Source organism: Anabaena azotica SJ-1 (assembly GCF_047275885.1).
GTDB lineage: Bacteria > Cyanobacteriota > Cyanobacteriia > Cyanobacteriales > Nostocaceae > Trichormus_B > Trichormus_B azotica_A.
Map to the genome: position 1 here is coordinate 3,662,574 of NZ_CP178454.1, position 23,317 is coordinate 3,685,890.

The 23,317-nt window shown below is 36.6% G+C and carries 20 protein-coding genes; 11 read left to right on the forward strand and 9 right to left on the reverse strand.

Features of this window, described 5'->3' with window-relative positions; genetic code table 11:
- Positions 1-642 precede the first annotated feature (642 nt).
- Both ACLLO5_RS16060 and ACLLO5_RS16065 read left to right on the forward strand, forming a co-directional pair.
- Positions 643-5,289: a PAS domain-containing protein gene (locus tag ACLLO5_RS16060; protein WP_413171506.1), complete on the forward strand. Its 4,647-nt coding sequence runs from the start codon at positions 643-645 to the stop codon at positions 5,287-5,289.
- Positions 5,290-5,663: 374 nt separating this feature from the next.
- The gene (locus ACLLO5_RS16065; RefSeq protein ID WP_413171507.1) at positions 5,664-6,224 is read left to right on the forward strand and encodes a general stress protein; all 561 of its coding nucleotides are present in this window, start codon (positions 5,664-5,666) and stop codon (positions 6,222-6,224) included.
- A gap of 83 nt (positions 6,225-6,307) precedes the next feature.
- Here the strand turns inward: ACLLO5_RS16065 and ACLLO5_RS16070 are convergent, their stop codons facing one another.
- The 3 genes from ACLLO5_RS16070 to ACLLO5_RS16080 all read right to left on the reverse strand — a co-directional run bounded on the left by ACLLO5_RS16070 (position 6,308) and on the right by ACLLO5_RS16080 (position 8,093).
- Complete coding sequence (locus ACLLO5_RS16070) at positions 6,308-7,327, reverse strand: tRNA-dihydrouridine synthase family protein (RefSeq protein WP_413171508.1); 1,020 nt, start codon at positions 7,325-7,327, stop codon at positions 6,308-6,310.
- A gap of 167 nt (positions 7,328-7,494) precedes the next feature.
- Entirely contained in the window at positions 7,495-7,707 is a 213-nt protein-coding gene (locus ACLLO5_RS16075) for a Txe/YoeB family addiction module toxin (RefSeq protein WP_413171509.1), read from the reverse strand.
- A 104-nt stretch (positions 7,708-7,811) separates the two neighbouring features.
- Positions 7,812-8,093, reverse strand: a complete 282-nt coding sequence (locus tag ACLLO5_RS16080) for a type II toxin-antitoxin system Phd/YefM family antitoxin (protein ID WP_413171510.1) — start codon at positions 8,091-8,093, stop codon at positions 7,812-7,814.
- A gap of 118 nt (positions 8,094-8,211) precedes the next feature.
- Here ACLLO5_RS16080 and hsdR point away from each other — a divergent pair, with 118 nt between their 5' ends.
- The 5 genes from hsdR (at position 8,212) to ACLLO5_RS16105 (ending at position 15,060) form a co-directional block, all read left to right on the forward strand.
- Complete coding sequence (gene hsdR / locus ACLLO5_RS16085) at positions 8,212-10,551, forward strand: EcoAI/FtnUII family type I restriction enzme subunit R (RefSeq protein ID WP_413171511.1); 2,340 nt, start codon at positions 8,212-8,214, stop codon at positions 10,549-10,551.
- Between the two features lie 247 nt (positions 10,552-10,798).
- Positions 10,799-11,119, forward strand: coding sequence for a hypothetical protein (locus ACLLO5_RS16090; protein WP_413171512.1), 321 nt, complete (start codon positions 10,799-10,801; stop codon positions 11,117-11,119).
- Positions 11,112-11,579: a type II toxin-antitoxin system YhaV family toxin gene (locus ACLLO5_RS16095; RefSeq protein WP_413171513.1), complete on the forward strand. Its 468-nt coding sequence runs from the start codon at positions 11,112-11,114 to the stop codon at positions 11,577-11,579. The genes ACLLO5_RS16090 and ACLLO5_RS16095 overlap by 8 nt, the downstream gene beginning before the upstream one ends.
- A 329-nt stretch (positions 11,580-11,908) precedes the next feature.
- A complete protein-coding gene (locus tag ACLLO5_RS16100; RefSeq protein ID WP_413171514.1) occupies positions 11,909-13,357 on the forward strand; it encodes an N-6 DNA methylase in 1,449 nt (482 codons plus the stop codon).
- On the forward strand, positions 13,354-15,060 hold the full coding sequence (locus tag ACLLO5_RS16105) for a restriction endonuclease subunit S (protein ID WP_413171515.1): 1,707 nt from the start codon (positions 13,354-13,356) through the stop codon (positions 15,058-15,060). The genes ACLLO5_RS16100 and ACLLO5_RS16105 overlap by 4 nt, the downstream gene beginning before the upstream one ends.
- Positions 15,061-15,230: 170 nt before the next feature.
- Here ACLLO5_RS16105 and ACLLO5_RS16110 read toward each other — a convergent pair whose 3' ends face one another.
- The 4 genes from ACLLO5_RS16110 to ACLLO5_RS16125 form a co-directional block, all read right to left on the reverse strand.
- Entirely contained in the window at positions 15,231-15,500 is a 270-nt protein-coding gene (locus ACLLO5_RS16110; protein ID WP_413171516.1) for a type II toxin-antitoxin system YafQ family toxin, read from the reverse strand.
- The gene (locus ACLLO5_RS16115) at positions 15,487-15,747 is read right to left on the reverse strand and encodes a hypothetical protein (protein ID WP_413171517.1); all 261 of its coding nucleotides are present in this window, start codon (positions 15,745-15,747) and stop codon (positions 15,487-15,489) included. The genes ACLLO5_RS16110 and ACLLO5_RS16115 overlap by 14 nt, the downstream gene beginning before the upstream one ends.
- A gap of 245 nt (positions 15,748-15,992) precedes the next feature.
- On the reverse strand, positions 15,993-16,364 hold the full coding sequence (locus ACLLO5_RS16120; protein WP_413171518.1) for an aspartyl protease: 372 nt from the start codon (positions 16,362-16,364) through the stop codon (positions 15,993-15,995).
- Complete coding sequence (locus tag ACLLO5_RS16125; protein WP_413171519.1) at positions 16,361-16,678, reverse strand: hypothetical protein; 318 nt, start codon at positions 16,676-16,678, stop codon at positions 16,361-16,363. The genes ACLLO5_RS16120 and ACLLO5_RS16125 overlap by 4 nt, the downstream gene beginning before the upstream one ends.
- Positions 16,679-16,811: 133 nt before the next feature.
- On the opposite strand from ACLLO5_RS16125, the gene ACLLO5_RS16130 reads away from it, so the two are divergent.
- Together ACLLO5_RS16130 and ACLLO5_RS16135 are read left to right on the forward strand one after the other, a co-directional pair.
- Positions 16,812-17,042 (forward strand): type II toxin-antitoxin system Phd/YefM family antitoxin, encoded by a 231-nt coding sequence (locus tag ACLLO5_RS16130; protein WP_413176107.1) that lies wholly within the window; start codon positions 16,812-16,814, stop codon positions 17,040-17,042.
- A 2-nt stretch (positions 17,043-17,044) separates the two neighbouring features.
- Positions 17,045-17,455 carry a type II toxin-antitoxin system VapC family toxin gene (locus ACLLO5_RS16135; RefSeq protein ID WP_413171520.1) on the forward strand — a complete coding sequence of 137 codons (411 nt, stop codon included), beginning with the start codon at positions 17,045-17,047 and terminating at the stop codon, positions 17,453-17,455.
- A gap of 49 nt (positions 17,456-17,504) precedes the next feature.
- On the opposite strand, the gene ACLLO5_RS16140 is transcribed toward ACLLO5_RS16135, so the two are convergent.
- Together ACLLO5_RS16140 and ACLLO5_RS16145 are read right to left on the reverse strand one after the other, a co-directional pair.
- On the reverse strand, positions 17,505-18,464 hold the full coding sequence (locus ACLLO5_RS16140; RefSeq protein ID WP_413171521.1) for an N-acetylglucosamine kinase: 960 nt from the start codon (positions 18,462-18,464) through the stop codon (positions 17,505-17,507).
- A 67-nt stretch (positions 18,465-18,531) separates the two neighbouring features.
- Positions 18,532-19,803: an MFS transporter gene (locus ACLLO5_RS16145; protein WP_413171522.1), complete on the reverse strand. Its 1,272-nt coding sequence runs from the start codon at positions 19,801-19,803 to the stop codon at positions 18,532-18,534.
- Positions 19,804-20,493: 690 nt separating this feature from the next.
- Between ACLLO5_RS16145 and ACLLO5_RS16150 the strand changes: the two genes are divergently transcribed.
- Positions 20,494-21,969, forward strand: a complete 1,476-nt coding sequence (locus tag ACLLO5_RS16150) for an ATP-binding protein (protein WP_413171523.1) — start codon at positions 20,494-20,496, stop codon at positions 21,967-21,969.
- A 63-nt stretch (positions 21,970-22,032) separates the two neighbouring features.
- Positions 22,033-23,088 (forward strand): D-alanine--D-alanine ligase family protein, encoded by a 1,056-nt coding sequence (locus ACLLO5_RS16155; protein WP_413171524.1) that lies wholly within the window; start codon positions 22,033-22,035, stop codon positions 23,086-23,088.
- Positions 23,089-23,317 lie beyond the last annotated feature (229 nt).

Sequence of the window (23,317 nt, forward strand, 5' to 3'; positions counted from 1 at the left end):
TGTCTACTTAAACTTTGGTTGATTTCTACTTAATATAAATTTAAGTTTTAGTTAAGAAAAGTAAACCGAAATGAACAAAGCTTATACATTTTGATAGATTTGATGAATCACGCTTACATAAGCATAACTTTGAGCAGAATGTGGTTCATTCACATGAAAGTGTGGGTAAATTAAATGACTAAACTATATTCAAGTAAGCCGCTACTGAGGTAACTGTTCACAGGTCAAATAGGAGTAATTATCATTAAGCATTACTTTGTTTACCATACTAAGGACATCTGAAGATTTTTATTTTGAGCGATCGCAGAGAGTATTTCCAAGAGATACTATAACCTCTGTAGTCTAAGGGATGCAATCTATAGCATAACATTTTACACTTCTAAAATGTCCTCTTATATGAGTGATATATGGGCGATAGCTTATAAGATTAGTATAGTTGCTCCGTACTAGTTATTATTAATCACATTAGACTACTAGATGAATTTAGAGTATTAGATTAATCATCAGTTGTTAACTATTTAGAATATATAACAAAAAATATAGTAAACTAAATTAAGTTATGAAAAAATAATTAATCTTACTGTCAAACCTAAAAGTAAAATTTTATTCAATCAATAGGATAATTAAAATCAACGATTACCTATGCAATTCAACGATCATCTAATTGATTTGCCTTCTTTACATCAAGTTATTGATTGTTACCCTTTGACGATTAGCCCTGATAGTCATGTGAGTGAGGCTATTAACTTGATGAATCAGGCAGAAAATCATATCCATAACATCAATAATACTTCCAGATCATTACTTGGCAACAAACAGCAAAAAAAAGTAACTAGCTATGTTTTAATAGTACAGCAAAGGCAGTTACTAGGAATATTTACCCTTGCAGATGTATTGAAATTAACAGCCTTGAATATAGATTTAGCCAAAACAACAATGGCTGAAGTGATGACCCAACAAGTCATGACATTGAAACTATCCGATTTAGATCATATTTCAACTGTTTTATACTTTTTGCAGCAATATAGTGTTCCGCATTTACCAATTGTTGATGATGAGGGAAATTTAGTAGGCATAATCAATGAATCTAGCTTGTTACATGAGTTAGATGTGGTCAAGGTTGTTGGTATTGTTGAAGCTGTCAATCAAACGTTAACAAATGTCACAAATCAGTCCCCAGAAAACTATCAGCAACGAGAGAAAGTAAGCGGCAACACTGATAATTTGTTAAAAACATGGATAGAGGAAAAAATAGCCAAAGAAATACAAATTAATGAAGAACTTCAGCAAACCTTAGAAGAATTGCAAATTATTGAAGAAGAATTACGCCAACAAAATGAACAACTGGCTACTGCTCGTGAGATAACAGAATTAGAGCGCCGACGTTACCAGGATTTATTTGAATTTACTCCTGATGGTTTTTTAGTAACTGATAAATTGGGTGTTATTCAAGAGGCTAATCATGCAGCTTCATCTTTGCTATGTGTTCATCAAAAGTACCTAGTTGGTAAGCCAATTACAATTTTTCTTGGTCAATTGGATCGCCAGAATGTTCTCTCCCATCTGAGTAGTTCTCAGCACTTTCAAGAATGGAAAATTGACATTCAACCGAGAGAAGGGCAACCTTTTCCTGCCAGTATTAGAGTCAGGGCTGTGTACGATCGCCAAGGTCAGTGGCGTGGTTGGTGTTGGTTAATCTGCAATATTAGTGTACAGAAGCAAGCAGAGGAAGTACTACGTCAAAGCTCAGATGAATTAGAACAGCGAGTGGCAGAACGCACGAGAGAATTGATAGTTGCCAATCAAGCTTTGGAACAAGAAATCAAGGAGCGTCAAGAGACACAAGCGGCACTACAAAAGAGTGAGGAGACATTTCGCCAATTTGGGGAAAACCTCGACGCATATATATGGATTTGTTCCCAAGATTGCAGCACCCTCTTTTATATAAACCCGGCTTATGAGAAAATTTGGGGTCGTTCCTGCCAAAGTCTGTGGGGAAATCCTCTATCTTGGATAGAAGCTGTTCATCCAGAAGACCTTGAGCGCATGATGGCAGAGGTAGAAGAGCAGCATCAAAAGGGTGGAAATATTAGTGTAGAGTATCGGATTATTCGTTCTGATGGTTCAATACGCTGGTTATGCTCTAGACGCTTTCCCATCAAGAATGAACAAGGTCAGGTTGAATACTATGGTGGCATTGGTGAAGATATCACCGAACGTAAACAAGCTGAAGCAGCACTACAAAAGAGTGAGGAGACATTTCGCCAATTTGGGGAAAACATCCAAACACAGATCATCTGGATTAAATCCTACGATCGCGGCGAAACTGTATATGTAAATCCGGCTTATGAGAAAATTTGGGGTCGTACTTGCCAAAGTCTGCGGGAAAATCCGCAATCATGGATAGAAGCTATTCATCCAGAAGACCGCGATCGCATTTTGGCAGAAACACGGCAGAATCTGCAAAAAGGTGAGGCTTGTAATTTAGAATATCGGATTATCAAACCTGATGGATCCATAGGCTGGATCTCTGCTAGAGCTTTTCCCATCAAAAATGAACAAGGAGAGATTCAATACTTTGGTGGTGTTGCTGAAGATATTAGCGAGCGTAAACTAGCAGAAGCAGCAGTCAGACAGAGTGAATATAAGTTTCGCCAATTTGCTGACAACTTCCAATCAGTAGTTTGGATTGCTGCTGCCAATTGTACAGAAGACTTGTATGTAAACCCTGCTTATGAGAAAGTTTGGGGACGTTCTAGAGCAAGTATGGGTAACAATCCTAAATCTTGGCTAGAGGGAGTTCACCCCGAAGATCGCGATCGCGTCATTGCCCAAATGCAAAGTCAGATGCACAGCGAATCTGGTATTTTAGAATATCGAGTCCTACGACCTGATGGATCGATACGCTGGGTCTGGGCTAGAAGATTTATGATCAAAAATGAACAAGGAGAGATTGAATATTTTGGTGGTATTGCCGAAGATATCACCGAACGCAAGCAAACCGAAGCAGAACTCAAGAAAACTGAGAATAAATTCCGCTACTTTACCGAAAATAGCGATACCCTGATCTGGATGGCCTCCAAGGATAGTAAAGAAACTCTATATATTAACCCGGCTTATGAAAAAATTTGGGGACGTTCTTGTCAAAGTCTGCGGGAAAATCCGCAATCATGGACAGAAGCCATTCATCCAGAAGATCGCGATCGCATTTTGGCAGAAATAGCAGAGCGTCATCAAAAAGGTGAAGGCGCTAATTTAGAGTATCGCATTTTACAACCCAATGGAACAGTCCGCTGGATTTGGGGTAGATGCTTTCCCATCAAAAATGAACAAGGAGAGCTTGACTACTATGGTAGTCTGACTGAAGATATTACCGAGCGTAAACTAGCTGAAGAATCCCTGCGAGACAGTGAAACGCGACTAACTCTAGCCCTAGAAACTGCCAACATGGGTATATGGGATTGGAACATGATTACCAATCATTGTCTGTGGTCTGATCATGTCGGTCCACTGTACGGATTACCAAAAGGTAGTTTGTGTCCACCAGATTATGACGATTTTTCTCAATTTATTCATCCAGAAGACCGTGATATTTTACAGCAGAATTTGAATCAGTCTATCAGCCAAGGCAGCGATTTTGCAGTTGAATATCGGGCTGTTTGGCCTGACGGCAGCCTACACTGGTTAAGGGGTACGGGAAAAGTCTACCACAACCAAGAAGGTCAGCCCATCAGGATGATTGGTACAACCAGAGATATATCTGAACGCAAGGAAACAGAACATCAACTCTATGAACAAGCAGCATTATTAGATATCGCTACCGATGCCATTTTCGTGAGAGATTTCCAGACAGAAATCTTATTTTGGAATCAAGGTGCAGAAAGAATGTATGGTTGGCAAAAACATGAGGCTTTAGGTAAAAACCTCAAGGATCTGTTCTGCTCTAAAACGGCACAACAACAAGAAGCCACCGCACTCAGAACCGTAGTCAAATCGGGAATTTGGCAAGGTGAGCTACGTAAAAAAACCAAATTTGGCACAGAAATTATTGTTGAAAGTCGTTGGACACTGATGTTTGATGCCGACGATCAACCAAAATCTATCCTGGTTGTAGATAGTGATATCACAGAGAAAAAACAACTAGAAGAACAATTTTTCCGAACTCAGAGATTAGAAAGCATTGGTACTTTAGCTGGAGGTATTGCCCACGACTTAAATAATATATTGACTCCCATTTTAGGAGCAGCACAATTACTAAAAGGCAGATTTGCCAAAAATGAAGAACGTCATCCCCAACTCTTGGAAATCATAGAAAATAATGCTCAACGTGGAGCGGCTTTAGTCAAACAAGTCCTCTCCTTTGCCAGGGGATTAAAAGGAGAAAAAGGCATTGTCCAAATTAAACATCTGATTGCAGAAATTATTCAAATTGGGAAACAAACATTTCCCAAATCTATCGAATTTACCACCCAAATTCCAGAAGACCTGTGGACTGTTTCTGGAGACACCACACAACTACATCAGGTATTAATGAATCTGGTAGTCAATGCCCGTGATGCTATGCCAGAAGGTGGCACTCTCACAATTATTACAGAAAATATTTATATTGATGAAGCTTACACCCGGATGCTGATTGAATCCAAAATAGGCAATTACATTGTGATTACTGTCACCGATACAGGTGTCGGAATGACTAAAGAAGTATTAGATAGAATTTTTGAGCCATTTTTCACTACCAAAGAATTTAAAGGTGGTACAGGATTAGGTTTGTCAACTGCTGTAGGAATTATTAAAAGCCACAATGGTTTTATGACAGTCAATAGCCAAGTTGGTAAAGGCAGTACATTTAAGGTATTCTTACCATCTGTAGAATCTCCTCAAGTTCCTGATATAGATCAATCGAAAATACCATTAGGACAAGGAGAGTTAATTTTGGTAGTAGATGATGAACCTCAAATTCGTGATGTAGCTACAATTATTCTAGAAAACCACAATTATCAAACCCTAACTGCTAGTAATGGTGTAGAAGCGATCGCACTCTATGCCCAATACAAAAAAAACATTAGCGCAGTATTAATGGATATGATGATGCCAGAAATGGATGGAATCACCGCTATTCGCACCTTGAAAAAAATGAACCCAAAAGTTCAAGTGATTGCTTGTAGCGGACTAAATACAAAAGATGTATTCCCAGAATCAGCCGAAATGGAAATGCAATCCGTTTTATTCAAACCCTACACAGCCAATGAATTATTAAGAAGCTTAAATCAAATAATTCATAATTTGTAATTAAAGCTTGATGAATAAAAAGGTATCTAAATCCTTCATGAGTTGTAAACTATGGCCTATCTTTAGGATAGTAATGGTGTTTATATTCAATTTATAAAAGTGATGTAATCACTATATCGGCTTTTAAAATAGTAACTTTAGTTAGAGGAAATATTGAATCATAAATTGCTGTAATTAAATAATAGGACTTACGCAAGTGTCACACCAAACATCTATTTTATGGTGCATCAGCTATCAAATATCTGGTTATTTGCAGGATTTATGAAGTCTGACGCACCCTACTAATATGCCATTGGCGTAAGTCCTGAATAAGAAGCAACTGCTTATAAACCAGCAATATTACAAGTAACGATAAAAAGATTCACGAGGAAAATATGATAACTCAAGAAGCTAAACGTGCATTAGGAGTATTTGCTAACACCCAAGAATTAGAACAAGCGATTAAGGAATTAAAAGCTTCTGGCTATCCGATGGAGAAAGTTTCCATTATTGGCAAAGATATAAAACATAATAGTAATCCTGGGGAAGCAAAAACAAGTAATCAAATTGGTAATCAAGATGTTAATGCTACGGGTGCAGTGGGAGATACACTGACTGCAACTACCTGGGGTAGTTTGTTAATTGGACTGAGTGGACTGGCTATACCGAGTTTAGGCGCGATACTGGCAGCAGGTTCTGTGGGTGTAGCCTTGGTGGCTAGTATTGCGGGTGTAACTGTGGGAGTAACCGCAAATGAGAATTTAGTCAGGTCTTTAAAGGACTTAGGTATTCCTGAAGATAGAGCAAGAATGTATAGCGATCGCCTCCAGCAAAGTTATTATTTAATTATTCTTGATGGTACAGACGCAGAAATTGCTCTTGCTGAAACAATATTAGGTCAGCAAGGTATCCAAAATTGGGGTGTTTTTGATTCTCTAGCAACTCCAATATTGTAGTCATAAATTATACTAGAGTAGGAAGGGGAGTGAACCTTTGATGCTCGGCGATGGTTTTGAGTTGTGAAACGTCCGCTTAATAATTACACGCTCAAAGCAGGTGCTAGGGCTAAAGTTTTCTTCATATCACTCAGGAGAAAGCGATCGCACAAATTAAACATTTCTACCTCAGTCTGCACCCGTCGCATTAGCCGCAGGAAATCACCTTCAGTGTCAACACTTAAAGCAATGTAATTAAGGAACATTTTTAAGTAGCCTACCCGCGCCCTTTCTGGTATAGTTGAGGCTGTGGGAGTTTGCCATAAACGATCAATATAGTTGCGTACCTCTACTAAAGGAACAGGTGTGATTTCCTCTCCTTGCAAAGCCTGACGAATTTGATTAAACAGCCAAGGATTCCCAATCGCCCAACGTCCCACCATCACACCCGCTGCACCCGTTTGAGAAAGCACTTCCAGGGCAGTTTTCGCCGAGTTGATATTGCCATTAGCCAGCACTGGACAATTGACCCGTTTGACCGCTTCCGCAATCAAATCATATTTGACTTCCCCGTGGTACATATCTTTCACCGTGCGACCATGCAAACTTAGCAAATCAATATTGTGGCGATCGATTATATCGAGTATTTTATAAAAGTTATCTGTATTTTCAAAGCCTACGCGCATCTTCACAGTCAAAGGTTTATCATTCACAGCAGCACGCAATTCTCCCAAAATCTGATCTACCTTTTCCGGTTCTCGCAGCAATCCACCACCAACATTTTTGCGATAGATTCGAGGCGCTGGACAGCCCATGTTTAAGTCTACTCCCGCGATATTATATTTGCAGAGTTCCTTTGCTGTTCTTACTAAGTCGGGAATACTTTCACCAATCATTTGTGCAAAAACGGGGCGATCGGTATCATTTTCCGTGATTGCGGCTAAAATGTTACGATTGAGCCGTGAAGTGTCATTGACGCGGAAATACTCAGTGAAAAAGTAATCAGGACTACCGTAGTGAGCAATGATCTTCATAAACCAGAGGTTTGTTACATCCTGCATGGGTGCAAGTGCAGTCAATGGTAGGTCTTTTTGAAGCGATTGGGGGAGCGATACCTGGGACATAGAGAATTTGATAAAAAAATTAGTAATTTATAGAAGTTACCCACAAGTCACGGAATAAACGTTCGCGTAGCGTGTCGAAGACATACCACAGAGTACACAGAGGACACAGACAATTGAAAGTTTGAGAGAGATTTTGTGTAAGTATTGAAGAATTTTGTATTTTGATTTTAATCTGATTCATAATGATAACGAGCTTGTAAAAAATACACTTTATTTTCTGTGACTTTATAAACCAAACGATGTTCTAAATCAATGCGTCGTGACCAAGTATCAGGAGCAATATATTTAAGAGGTTCAGGTTTACCTAAGCCTGTAAACGGTTGACCATCAAGAATATCCGCCACTAAATCTAATATTTTATCCCCTTTTTTTCCGGTCATGATTATACCACCAAGCCAAATCAACTTTAAAATCAGGACTGAAAAGAGGAAAATAACCAGATAATTCTTTCTCTTGATTATGAGTATCTGGCTTTTTTTTCTTACTACTCAATTCCTAATTCCTCTTTTAATTCAGTCAATGTTTGAGGAGTTTCCGTTTCTGTTTCAGCCCATTCTAAAGCCCGAAATAAACGTTTAGCATTTTCAGGTGATCTTAATAAATAAACACACTCTAATAAACTACAAAGTTCATCTTCGGCAATTAATGCCACATTTTTATTATTACGACGTTTAATTACTACAATTTCCCGTTGATTACACACCTGATCTAAGATAGTTGCTAAATTCAACCTTGCTTGAGAGTAAGTTGTTTCTTTGTTTAACATTCTCTTTTTTCAGAAGTTGTACAACTATATTGTACGATATTCTGTTTTTGTTGCCAAAATTGCGTTCAATTGATACATTAAGTAATAAGTGTGTAAAAACATAATCAGACTTAATCCTATGGACTTTGACAAAAAAGCCCTCAATGAACGCGACATCTGTACTAAATACATCACTCCTGCCATAGTGCAAACAGCAGGATGGGATTTACATACCCAAATTCGTGAAGAATTCACCTTTACCGCAGGACAGGTGTATGTGAGGGGGAAAATGACTCATAGAGGGGAAAGTAAACGCGCTGATTATATTCTTTATTACAAACCTAATATCAAAATTGCTGTTATTGAAGCTAAAGATAATAACCACAGTGTGGGAAGTGGAATGCAGCAAGCACTCAAATATGCAGAAATGTTAAATATACCTTTTGTTTACAGTTCCAATGGTGACGCATTTTTAGAACATGATAGAACTGTGACATCAGGAAGAATAACAAGAGAAATTCCTTTAGATAAATTCCCCACACCAGCAGAATTATGGCAACGTTACTGTCAATGGCAAAATATTGATCATGAACTAGAGCCTATTGTTACTCAAAGTTATTATGATGATGGCAGTGGTAAATCACCCCGTTACTATCAACAAATTGCTATTAATAGAACTGTAGAAGCCATTGCTAAAGGTGAAAACCGGATATTATTAGTTATGGCTACAGGTACGGGTAAAACCTTCACAGCATTTCAAATTATTTGGCGGTTATGGAAATCTAAAACTAAAACCAGAATCTTATTTTTAGCTGATAGAAATATTCTCATAGACCAAACTAAAACCAATGATTTTAAACCCTTTGGTTCTGCCATGACGAAAATTAAAAACCGTCAGGTAGATAAATCCTATGAAATTTATTTAGCTCTTTACCAAGGTGTATCAGGAACAGAAGAATCTAAAAATATTTATAAACAATTCTCCAGAGGATTTTTTGATTTAATTGTTATTGATGAATGTCATCGAGGTAGTGCGGCTGATGATTCCGCATGGCGAGAAATTTTAGAATACTTTTCTGCTGCTACTCAAATCGGTTTAACAGCCACACCCAAAGAAACTAAAGATGTTTCTAATATAGATTATTTTGGCGAACCCATTTATACTTATTCTCTCAAACAAGGGATAGAAGATGGATTTTTAGCCCCTTATAAAGTTGTCAGAATTGATATTGATAAAGATTTAGAAGGTTGGCAACCAGCACCGGGAGAATTAGATAAATATAATCAATTAATTGAAGATAAACTTTACACCCAAAAAGATATTAACCGCACATTGGTAATAGAAAACCGAGATATTTTAGTTGCTAAAAAGATTACGGAATTTCTCAAAGCTACCAACCGATTTGATAAAACCATTGTTTTCTGTGAAGATATAGACCACGCCGAAAGAATGCGCTGTGCTTTAATTAATGAAAATAGTGATTTAGTTTCCCAAAATCGTAAATATATTATGCGAATTACGGGAGATGATGAACAAGGTAAGGCAGAATTAGATAATTTTATTTTACCAGAAAGTCCTTACCCAGTTATTGTTACCACATCTAAATTAATGACCACAGGAGTAGATGCCCAAACCTGTAAATTAATTGTTTTAGATAAAAACATTGGTTCAATGACTGAGTTTAAACAAATCATTGGGAGAGGAACAAGAATTAACGAAGAATTTTATAAAAAATATTTCACAATTATAGATTTCAAAAAGGCTACTAAAAAATTTGATGACCCAGATTTTGATGGCGAACCTGTACAAATATATGAACCAAAAACAGGAGAATCTCCCGTACCTCCAGATGATGATGGTAGTTCAGATAATGGAGATAATATTGATGATTTACCAAAAAAATCAGGACAAAAGCGAGTTAAATTTGTACCTGTAGGTGTAGATGCTGCAATAATTTCAGAAAGGACACTTTATTATGGTAAGGATGGTAAATTAATCACCGAATCTATTAAGGACTATACCCGCAAAACTGTCCAACAAGAATTTACGACTTTAGATAAATTTCTGCGTCGTTGGAGTGCAGCTGAAAAGAAACAAGCTATTATTCAAGAATTGAATGAACAAGGAATTTTATTAGAAGCTTTAGCGGAGGAAGTGGGGAAAGATTTTGACCCCTTTGATTTAATTTGTCATGTAGCTTTTGATCAACCTGCATTAAGTCGTAAGGAAAGGGCTAAAAAGGTGCGTCAGCGTGATTACTTTCATAAATATAGTGAAAAAGCCCGTGCGGTTTTAGATGCACTTTTAGATAAATATGCAGATGAAGGAATTGAAAATATTGAAGATATAAATGTTTTAAAGGTGCAACCGATTGATAAAATAGGTACACCTATAGAAATTATCAAATTATTTGGTAGTAAGCAAAAGTATTTAGAAGCATTACAGGAGTTAAAAAATCAACTTTATATGGCATCATAATTTTGTCTGATAGCGAAGCGTGGCGTAGCCATATCAGGATGTCCAGGATTTCAGGATTTACAGGATTTCTCGTTTTCTCGTTCCCATACTCTGTATGGGAATAAATTTTAAAGGCTCTGCCTTCAATGATACTAGAGGTAGAACCTCTTGATAGCATTCCCAGTCAGAGACTGGGAACGAGATATATTGATAAATTTCTACTCAATTTATTGTTATAATGTAATTACATTATGTACATACATAACAAATGAGTAACTCCTACAATATTCGTAGCACTAAAATTGGCAACAGTGCGGGGTTTCGACTTCCTGCTGATTTTTATCGTGAACATCCCCAATTTGCAAATGCAGATGGTTTGATTGAGGTTATATCACCCGATACAGCAATTGTACGAATTGTTCCTCAATTGCATGATGATGAAGATGCAGAAGACTCACTATTAATGCGGCTATTTCTTGATTTTGCTACTACAGAAGCATTAAAAAATAATACACTGCAACCTTATACAACAGAAATGTCTAAAGCTGCTCATCAACTAATTGAAGGTGTGCAATTAGAGGATGAGTAAATTTGTTAGTAATAACTGGGAAATTTATTTTCATCCCCAATTATTTGGTAGTCAATATCAAGCATTATCAAACCGCGTTGCTAATTTGCGAGAACAATTACCAGAAGCTGAGTTTAAAACTCATGCAACGGTAAAACTTTTTGCAGCAATTACGATAGCAGTTGAAACTAAAATTCCTGCCGATCCTTTTGCTAGTCATTTTGCATTAACGGGGGCATTAAAACGCTATAGTCGAGTCAAAAAAATGGGTTTACCCGAACGGTATCGGCTATTTTTTCGGGTTTTTGATACTCCACAATTAAAAGCAATTGTAATTTTATGGTTGGGATTTCCACGAAAAGAGGGTGCTAAGGATGACTGTTATGAGGTGTTTACTAAAATGGTAATAAGAGGGACGTTTCCAGATAGTTTAGATGAATTATTAGGAGATTGTGAGGTAAATATAGATGATCTGGAGTGAAGCATTACAGGAGTTAAAAAATCAACTTTATATGGCATCATGAAATATGATTTAAACAAATATGATTTAAACGGGCGGTTAGAAACCGCGTCCACACAGGCAAAACCCACCTGCGTGGGTTTCAAATCCTTGATTTATTATTCAAACGGGCGGTTAGAAACCGCGTCTACACAGGCAAAACCCACCTGCGTGGGTTTCAAATCCTTGATTTATTAGTCCACGTTCGCGTAGCGTTCCGAAGGAATAGGTGGACTTCGTTTGTGTAGCTGCGAATTCTATTCGCCTGGGCTATTATTATTTCACTACAAAAAATCTATCTTTATCAACAAATGTCAATCAGTACCACAATTAAAACTATTCAAGACATCATGCGTAAAGATGCGGGTGTGGATGGTGATGCACAACGCATTAGTCAATTAGTATGGATGATATTCCTGAAGATTTTTGACGACAGAGAAGCAGAATATGAACTGTTAGATGATAATTACCATTCTCCCATTCCAGAGGCTTTAAGGTGGCGAAATTGGGCTACAGACTCAGAAGGAATGACAGGAGATACTTTACTTGATTTTGTGGATAATGTTTTATTCAAAACTTTAAAAGACGCGAATACCTATCAAGATAATAACCGTCGGGGGTTTGTTATTAAGGCGGTATTTGAGGATGCCTATAATTATATGAAAAATGGCACACTCATCCGTCAAGTAATTAATAAATTAAACGAAATTGATTTTAATAGTTCCCAAGACCGGCATTTATTTGGCGATATTTATGAACAAATTCTCCGTGATTTACAAAGTGCGGGTAATGCTGGAGAATATTACACACCCCGCGCTGTAACTCAGTTTATGGTGGATATGATAGACCCTAAATTGGGTGAAAGAATTTTAGACCCTGCTTGCGGTACAGGAGGTTTTTTAACTTGTGCTTTGGAACATATTAAAAATAAATATGTAAAAACTTCAGATGATAGCGAAAAATTACATAAGTTAATTAGAGGTGTGGAGAAAAAACCCCTGCCTCATTTATTATGTATGACTAATATGTTATTGCATGGTGTGGAAGTGCCGGCGATAACCCATGATAATACCTTATCTCGACCTTTGCGGGATTATAAACCTAGTGATAGGGTGAATGTAATTATTACTAATCCGCCTTTTGGTGGCATGGAAGAAGATGGTATTGAATCTGGTTTTCCGGCTACTTTCCGCACTAAAGAAACTGCGGATTTATTTTTATTATTGATTAGCCATTTATTACAAGATGGGGGACGGGGAGGTATTGTATTACCAGATGGAACTTTATTTGGTGAAGGTGTGAAAACCCGCATTAAAGAAAAGTTGTTGGAGGAGTGTAATTTACATACTATTGTCCGTTTACCTAACGGGGTTTTTAGTCCTTATACTGGCATTAAAACTAATTTATTATTCTTTACTAAAGGTGAACCAACTCAAGAGATTTGGTATTATGAACACCCCTATCCACCAGGGTATAAGTCTTACTCGAAAACTAAGCCGATTAGAATTGAGGAATTTGCACCGGAGAAGGCTTGGTGGGACAATAGAATAGAATCTGAATTTGCTTGGAAAGTTCCTATCCAGGTGATTAAGGATAATGGCTATAATTTAGATATTAAAAATCCCCATACGGTTGATTTTGAACATCGAGATGTGGCGGAGATGTTGGAAGAATATGAACTGCTTTTGAAAGATTTGGGTGAAACTCGCAATAGTTTAAAACGGGAATTGATGACAGCTTTAGGGGGTGGGGGTGTATGAAGTTAGAAACGTTTTTTGAGCATTTTGATTTGTTGGCTGAAGCGCCTAATGGTGTGCAGAAGTTACGGGAATTGATTTTAGATTTGGCGGTGAGGGGTAAGTTAGTACCGCAAGATGCAAATGATGAACCTGCGGCGGTTTTGTTGGAAAGGATTAAGAAGGAAAAGGAAAGGTTAGTTAAGGAAGGGAAGATTAGTAAATTAGAATTACTACCTTCTATCAAACATAATGATATTTTATATAATCTTCCTTCTACATGGTTATGGATTCGACTAGGTGAAGTAGTTGATTATAATGGTGCTGCTAAAGTATCTCCTAGTGAAATTCCTGAAGATTCATGGCTTTTAGAACTTGAAGATATTGAAAAAGATTCTTCTAAAATTATTCAACGTTGTACTTTTAAAGAACGTAATTCAAAAAGCACCAAAGCAAGGTTTCTTAAAGGAGATGTTTTATATGGTAAGTTACGTCCATATCTTAATAAAGTTGTAATTGCTGATGCTGATGGTTTTTGTACTACAGAAATTATACCTTTGAGAAGTTATTTGGGAATTTTCTCAAAATATCTTATGTATGCTTTAAAAAGACGAGATTTTATTGAATATGTAAATGCAAAAACTTATGGTGTAAAAATGCCCCGCTTAGGAACTGATGATGGTCGTCGCGCCTTATTACCTTTACCACCATTTGAAGAACAAAAACGCATAGTTACCAAAGTAGATGAATTAATGAAACTGTGCGACGAATTAGAAGCACGTCAAAAAAAGAAACGAGAAACCCGCATATTAATAAATAATGCAGCTTTAAACAAACTCCTCACTGCTGACACACCAGAGACATTCACCAAAAATTGGCAGTGCATTAGCGATAATTTTGACATTCTCTACAGTGCGCCAGAAAATATTGGTAAATTGCGTCAAGCTATTCTCCAACTCGCTGTAATGGGTAAGCTAGTTCCGCAAGATGCAAACGATGAACCTGCGGCGGTTTTGTTGGAGAGAATTAAGAAGGAAAAGGAACGGTTAATTAAGGAAGGGAAGGTTAAGAAGGAGAAATCTTTACCTGCAATTAAAGATGATGAAATACCTTATGATTTACCTAAAGGTTGGAAGTGGGTAAGATTAGGTGAATTAGCTAAGGTAATTGAATATGGTACTTCTGAAAAATCATCAGAACTACGTGATGATGTACCTGTATTTAGAATGAACAATGTTCAAGAAGGAAAAATTATATTTGAAAATTTAAAATACGTTTCAGCTACTATCAAAGATTTACCAAGATTATATTTACAACATGGTGATTTACTATTTAATAGAACAAATAGTTATGAATTAGTAGGTAAAACAGGAGTATTTAAAGGAATAAGTAATCAGTATACTTTTGCATCTTATCTTATTAAGATTTCACTGATGTTAGAATATATCAGTCCTGATTTTATTAACACTGCTATTAATTCAGCATATTTTCGACAAACTCAAATTAATCCAGAAATTACCCAGCAGTGTGGACAAGCTAATTTCAATGGAACTAAACTAAAAAATACTTTAATACCGCTTCCACCACTTGCAGAACAAAAACGCATTGTTTCCAAAGTAGATAAATTAATGAAACTATGTGATGAACTAGAAAGCAAACTAACACAAACTCAAACAGAGAGTGAAAAAATCATTAATGCTGCTGTCAAACAATTATTAACGGTGTAGGGGTAGGTTGGGTTGAGGTACGTTCACGAAGTGTGGCGAAGCCATAACCCAACATTTCGGCGATTTTGTTGGGTTTTACTTCGTTATACCCAACCTACAATTTTCTTAATTAACTGTCTGAATCAGGATATCCAGGATTAAAGGATTTACAGGATGAAAATAGCTATGGGTTAATAAACTTCATCGTGGCTACCAATATTAACTAAAATAATTGTTTCATTTTGTATTAAAAATATACAAATAATCCGATATTCATAAGTGAGACTACATGAATAAAATTCGCTGAATTCACCTTTTAATTTATGTGTTTTTAGCGAAGGATCGAAAGGATCGATTTTTAGCTTTTCTAATACTTCTCCATATTTATCAGCTAAATGAGGACGTTTTTTAAAAAATTTGCGTTCATTTCGCGTATAGTCATCATCTTTAACTAATTTCATCTTTTAAATTTTGAATATATGTTTTAACATCACCAATCTCACTAAAGCTAGACAAATCACCCTGTTTTATTTTTTGTAAGGTTCTTAAACATTGATCTTTATCTATTTTTAGGTCTTCATCTTCACTAGATTCTTGGACTATCTCGCTATTAATTCCTAGCCTAAAGTAGTGAATTAACTCATATAGTGCTTGTAGTTTGGATTCAGGAATATATTGTAATTCGTTAATGATGTCATCTTTAATCATAATGAAGTACCTAATTGTTTGATGAACACGATTTTAATTATTAAAATTCAATGAAGACTGTAAGGATTGATAATTTTAACAAACTCAGACATTACACAGGTGTCAATTAGGAGTAGCTTGGGTTGAGGTACGTTCACGAAGTGTGGCGAAGCCATAACCCAACATTTAGACGATTTTGTTGGGTTTCACTTCGTTCTACCCAACCTACAATTTTCTTAACTATAATTTTATTAACTAACACAAACTCAAGATTTAATTAACTCTAAACTTACCCTATCTTCTGCATAATTAGCAATTAAAACGAATAACTTCAACCATCGAGAACCTAGTAAAATCTCCTGTATTTCATCTCCAGCAAATACAGGAATTTCAAACTCTTGACCATCTATAATTACCCTACCATGATAAACATCAAATTCAGTTTCTCCTTGAGCAGTTCTTAATTTATTTTGTCTTAAAAAAGGCCAATCAAGACTTTGTACATCTTGTTTATTCATAGCTAAATACTCAGTAAATCCTGTATCTAACATTGTTTCTACAGGAAAACTGATATCCCCATCAATTAAATCAATTTCCAAATAAATTTGACCTTTATCTCCAAATTTTCCCTCAATCATATTCTGCCACTAACTCCTGTTTCATTAATGCCATAAATATGATGAATCACATTAGGATACTTGTCTCTAGCCATTTTACTAGCTACCTCTTGATCCTGATCAATAAAATAATCACCACTATCAGGTTCAATCGCAATATACCAACCATAGTATTTATCGAGTATTTCTGGTTTTAAACGTTCAAAAATCGCCCAACAACGCTCAGAAAATGCCTGTCTTCTAGCTCTATCTTGGGCTTTTTGTTCATCAGTCCATTGAATTTCAGGAAAGACCCTTCCACGTCTCACAACTCTTTCTGGTGTAGATTTTGTCATGATTAATTACCTAATTAAAGTGTGTTATTTATTCTAGCATATTATTGATTGAGAACAAAGGTAAAATCTTTTAAAACAGAATAGAATGAAATATATACGCCCAATTCTCATCCCACCAACCCCAGCACCCACTATGACACAAATTACCCTTTCAGAACTCCCCCAAACCCTGCAAACTCTAATTAATCAAGCTAAAAAAACAGGTGAACCCCTAACCATTACCGAAAATGGTATTCCCCTGGCAATTATTTCTCCTATTCAGAAAAAATCCCTTCTGCAAACACTTTCCACTCTTGAACCACTAGACGAAGATTTTGCAGATGTAGATGCAGGACTATTACCCCTAGATGATATCGAGTTTTAACTATGAGTTATTTATATTTATTAGATACAAACATCCTTTCTGAACTCATCAAACATCCCAGAGGTGTAATATTTTCCAAAATTCAAGAAGTAGGAGAAGATAAAATTTGTACAAGTATTATAGTAGCTTGTGAGTCAAGATTTGGAGCGCGAAAGAAAAATTCCCCCAAACTGATAGAAAAACTAGAAGTAATTTTAGATAGCATAGAAATACTACCCCTTATTCATCCCATTGAGGAATATTACGCAGAAATCCGTACTTATTTAGAACAACAAGGAATTCCCATAGGTAGTAATGATTTATTAATTGCTGCCCATGCAATAAGTTTAAATCTAACCGTAATTACAAACAATGTCCGTGAATTTTACCGTGTCCCTAATTTGAAGGTTGAAAACTGGCTAAATACCAATTAAAAAAAGAACTTGTAAGGGGCTTTTTTCTTACTACTCAATTTTTAATTACTCATAACATCTTTAATGCCAACAATCCTGCCCCATAAGCTGGTTCATGACGGGGATAAATTATATTTACCAAAGGATATTTATCAATAAGAGAATTAACAAATCTTTCCCTTAACCCACATTTACCTAACCAAATACTTCCTGTAGTGACAATTTCCACAACTTGCTGAGAATCAAAAATGTGATTAATAACTGTAGAAGTAGCTATGACTAATTCTCCAATAGCTTCATCAATAATCCTATTCGCAATTTTATCACCTTCACTAGCAGCTTGATCAATAATTGGGGCTAAAGCAGCTATCTCTTTTACACCCCATTCTTTTCGATATATTACTTCTATTAGTTTTTCTATATTTTCTAGTTGTAGATGTTGCTGAAAATTCTCTAGTAAAATAGTTGTTTCACTTCGTCCATCATAATATTTTAATGCTGCTTGCATTCCAGCCACAGCTATTTTATAGGCGCTACCTTCATCCCCTAAAATATAACCCCAACCTCCAACTCGTTTAGTTTTTCCTTGATGATTTCTACCAAAAACAATAGAACCAGTTCCCGCAGCTACCACAATACCCACAGCATCACCAACACCTCCCATTAAGGCAATTAAAGCATCATGACAAATAACAATATGAGATGGTTTTAATTCCCAAGTAATTGCAGTTATATTTTGACTATTTTGTAATTGATTAACTATAGTTTTTACTACTTCCATATCTTCTGGACGACTAACACCAGCTAACCCTAAACAAATTGCTATAATATTAATATTGTTTGTGTGATTTAAAGCTGTAATTGTTGCTTGATTAATTGCAGATTGAATTTGTTTTTGGGCGGCTTCTATACCAATACTTTGATAATTAGATGCACCTGCTTCACCTCTGCCTAAAATCTTACCTGCATCATCCATAATGATACAAATAGTTTTGCTACCACCGCCATCAATACCCAAAATACAATTCATATCATATAAAACTCATATTTATTCAGATCCCCGACTTCTTTAAGAAATCGGGGATTTTAGATTTAACTTATTTTATGTCTTCTTCTAAAGGAATGAAAAATATCGTTAACATTCCCGGAATAGTTGCCAAACAAACTAATACAAAAAATAATGGATATCCTAATGCTTGTTGAATTTGTCCACTGATTGCTCCTGGTATCATCAAACCTAACGCCATTAATCCCGTAGATATGGCAAAATGAGAAGTTTTATATTCTCCTTTAGAAACATACATTAAATAGACTGTAAAGGCTGTAAAACCTACGCCATAGCCAAATTGTTCTAGGGAAACTAGAGGATAAACAAATTTTAGTGCTGGTTTAGCATAAGCCATATAGACATAAAAAACGTTTGGTAAATTTAAGGCTAAAGCCATCGGTAAAAGACATTTTTTTAACCCATATTTAGCGATTAATAAACCTCCTAAAATTCCCCCACATATCAGAGATACAACCCCAAATGTACCGTATACTAAACCAAATTCTTTGGTAGATAAACCTAAGCCTCCAAGTTCTGGTTTATCTAATAAAAATAAAGAAGCTATTTTGAGTAACATTGCTTCACCAAATCTGTAAAGCAAAATAAATGCTAATATTATGGCTATTTTGGGTTGCTTAAAATAGGAAACAATAATCTTGATAAAAGGTATATTAGTTATATTTGATGCTGGATTTGATTCTAAGTTATTATTTTTTGATTCTGGTTTTGGTAAAATGACTAGATGAAAAATAAATAAAAATGCAAAGATGACAGCAGCTATCCCGATGACAATACTCCAGCTTAAAGGAATATTCTGAGTTGATTCTTCTAGATAACCTGCTAAAAATACTAAAAATCCTGTACTAAATAAAATTGCAAATCTATAAAACAGTGAGCGAATTCCCACAAATAAAGCTTGTTGTTCTGGGTGTAAAGCCAGCATATAAAAGCCATCTGTGGCAATATCATAGGTAGCAGAAATAAATGCCGCAATGGTTAATATTCCTAGAGATATAAAGAAAAAATTGGGAAGATGGAAAGATAAAGCTAAAAAACTCAAACAGAAAAACATGATAATTTGCATTGTCAGCAACCATTTTCTTTTCGTGGAGTAAATATCCACAAATGGCGACCAAAACATTTTCAAAATCCAGGGAAAACTGATTAGACTTGTCCAAAAAGTAATTTGAGTATTGTCTATTCCCAGTTTCTTGTAGAAAATGACAGATACTGCATTAATAATCATATAAGGTATCCCTTCCGCAAAATAAAGGGTGGGGATATAAAGCCAAGGAGAAAGAGATGTAGTTTTATTTGTCATAGATTTTATTTTCACAATAAATATCTCCCTGATATGCACAGGAGTTAAAGGCGAATTATCTTAATTTTCTTGTTTAGGCTACTCTATCAGAGGAAGTTTGAAAACTTTTCCTTGTGGTATCTAATACCTATAGATCCCCCTAAGTCCCCCTTAAAAAGGGGGACTTTGATTGCCAAATTTAAGCACTTAGTCAAGCTTATGGCGCAATGGCAGCTTTACCGAAAAAATGGGTTTGGGGTTTCCCGTCCGGAGACGGCTTTCTGATACAATAGTGCAGACAGGCAGGGCTTTGTCTATTGGGCGAGATAGTGTAAGACGGCGATCCTATCATTCAGGGTGCAGTAGGAATACTGGCCTGTGTCCTCTGCCGCGACCAAAGGGAGCAAGGGTTTAAGACCCCCACCAAATTTTCAATTGGTGACTCTTGTGAATGAGTGGTCGGAATCTCCTTCTAAACAAAACCTTCTGCCCTCTGCCTCCTGCCTTCTTCAAGTGAGTTCTGACTACTATTACACAAGTTTTACACAAAAAACAGCTACTTTATTAGATCAGGAAAATACTTGCTTTGTGTATTTTTAACTCAAAATATGGTTTGCTGTAAAAGATCAGAAGATTTTATTTTTATACTCATTTTTGTCTTTTATCATCAACCAACAAGTATTGATTTGATACCAAGATGATTTTCGATCAATGAAAGTAGCACCTCTACCATCCAATGAAGTAGACAGACTAAAAGCACTCCAAAAATATCAAATTCTTGATACTGCTGAAGAATCAGGGTTTGATGATTTGACAGCTTTGGCTGCATATATTTGTGGTACTCCGATAGCCTTAGTTAGCCTATTGGATGAAAATCGGCAATGGTTTAAATCGAAAATTGGCTTAGAAGTGAGAGAAACTGCCAGAGAATTAGCTTTTTGCTCTCATGCAATTCTCCAGCCAGAAGAGACGTTCATAGTACCCAATGCTTTAGAAGATCAGCGATTTATGGCTAATCCATTGGTTACATCTGACCCACATATCCGCTTTTATGCAGGATCTCCTTTACTGACATCTGATGGTTTGGCCTTGGGTACTTTGTGTGCGATTGATAATAAACCACGCCATCTGAATCAAGAACAAATTGATGCTCTACAAAGATTGGCGCGTCAAGTCATGACACAAATGGAACTCAGAATTAATTTAGTTCAATTAGAAAAAAATATTATTCAGCGTCAAAAAGTTGAAAACAAACTGCGCGAAAGTAATAAATATCTCGTTCATTCCGTAAATAAATTAAAGAAAACTCAAACACAATTGATTCATGCTGAGAGAATGTCGAGTTTAGTCCCCTTAATGACAGGGATTGCTCATGAAATCAATAATCCCACCAATTTTATTCATGCTAATATCCAACATCTGAATGATAATATCAGAGATTTACTAGATTTATTAAGTCTTTACCAACAACACTATCCCAATCCAGATTTTCAGATTCAACAAAAAAAGGCGGCTATAGATATTGATTTTTTGACTGAAGATTTATTTAAAATTCTCAGTTCTATGAAAGTTGGTACTAAGCGTATTCGGGAAATTGTGCTATCACTACGTAACTTTTGCCGGGTACAAGAGGCTGAGAAGAAACCAGTCAAAATTGATACGGGTCTTGATAGCACATTGTTATTTTTAGAACATCGACTTGAGGCAAACAAAGATCGTCCGAGAATACAAGTAATTAAAGAATATGGTGAACTTCCTTTGGTGGAATGCTACCCTGGACACCTAAACCAAGTTTTTATGAATATCTTAAGTAATGCCATTGATGCTATAGAAAATGCCTTCATTCAGCAACGAGAACGACAAAATAATCTAAACAATAATCTCAATAATAATCTCAAAATTCACATTCGGACTGAATATTCTCCCTCCGGTTGTGCTGTGATCAGAATTGCAGATACTGGTCTGGGGATTTCTAAAACTATTGGCAACCGGATATTTGATCCATTTTTTACAACTAAGCCAGTAGGTACAGGTCAAGGGTTAGGACTATCAATCAGCTATCAGATTGTAGTTGATCAGCATGGTGGTGTATTGAAATATCGATCAAAAGAGGGAAGGGGTACGGAATTTTGGATTGAAATCCCTTGTACAGCAGAAGTCAGGAATGAAAGCGGTCTGGTAGGGTAGTTCATTGAAGATTGCATTCTCTGTGGTACGCTATCTGCTTTAGATAGTGTTGAGGTACAGAAGATGTCTAAACTGCGGGTGGGGTTGCTGTTTGGTGGACGTTCTGGAGAACATGAAGTTTCAATTATTTCCGCACGGGCGATCGCAAATGCTTTAAGTGCAGAAGAAAATAGTCATAAGTATGAAATTCTGCCCTTCTACATCCAAAAAGATGGTATTTGGCAAGCTGGGGAAATTGCACAGGAAGTTTTAACATCAGGTATACCTAAAGAAACTCCCGCAGCCAAGCTTAATTTATGGCAGTTTCCAGTGCAAACAACAGAAATTGATCTTTGGTTTCCCATTCTCCACGGACCCAACGGGGAAGATGGAACAATTCAAGGCTTACTAACTTTGATGCAAGTTCCTTTTGTTGGTTCTGGGGTGTTAGGTTCAGCAACGGGAATGGATAAAATCGCCATGAAGACTGCTTTTGCCCAAGCAGGACTACCCCAGGTAAAATATAAAGCATTAACTAGGGCGCAGATTTGGTCAAATCCTTGTGTATTCCCAAAACTGTGTGATGAAATAGAAGCCACATTAGGCTATCCCTGTTTTGTTAAACCTGCTAATCTGGGTTCATCGGTAGGTATTGCCAAAGTGCGATCGCGTACAGAATTAGAAGCAGCTTTAGATAATGCCGCTACCTATGATAGACGGATTATTGTTGAAGCCGGAGTTGTGGCTAGAGAAGTAGAATGTGCCGTTTTAGGGAACGACAACCCCAAAGCCTCAGTTATTGGTGAAATTACTTTTGATAGCGATTTTTACGATTACGAAACTAAATATACCCAAGGTAAAGCTGATTTATTTATTCCTGCACATCTGCCAGAATCAGTGGTTCAACAAATTCAAGAAAAAGCATTGCAAGCATTTACAGCCGTTGATGCCGCTGGTTTAGCGCGGGTAGACTTTTTCTATGTAGAAGCTACCGGAGAAATCTTAATCAACGAAATTAACACCTTACCAGGGTTTACATCTACCAGTATGTATCCTCAACTTTGGGCAAATACTGGTATTTCTTTTCCCCAATTAGTAGACCAATTAATTCAACTAGCAATGGAAAGACATTCTAATTAGGGTCTGCGGAAAAAGTCTTTCCGTTAGGGGCTAGGAGTCAGGAGTCAGGAGTCAGGAGGAAGAAGAAAGAAGGAAAAAGAAGGAAAAAGAAGGAATTAATCTTTCTCCCCTGCCCCTCTGCTCCCCTGCTCCCCTGCTCCCTGCTCCCCTGCTCCCCTGCTCCTCTGCTCCCCTGCCCCCTGCCCCCTTTGGGCTTGGAAAAATTCATCAATTCTTGCCCATTTCCTAT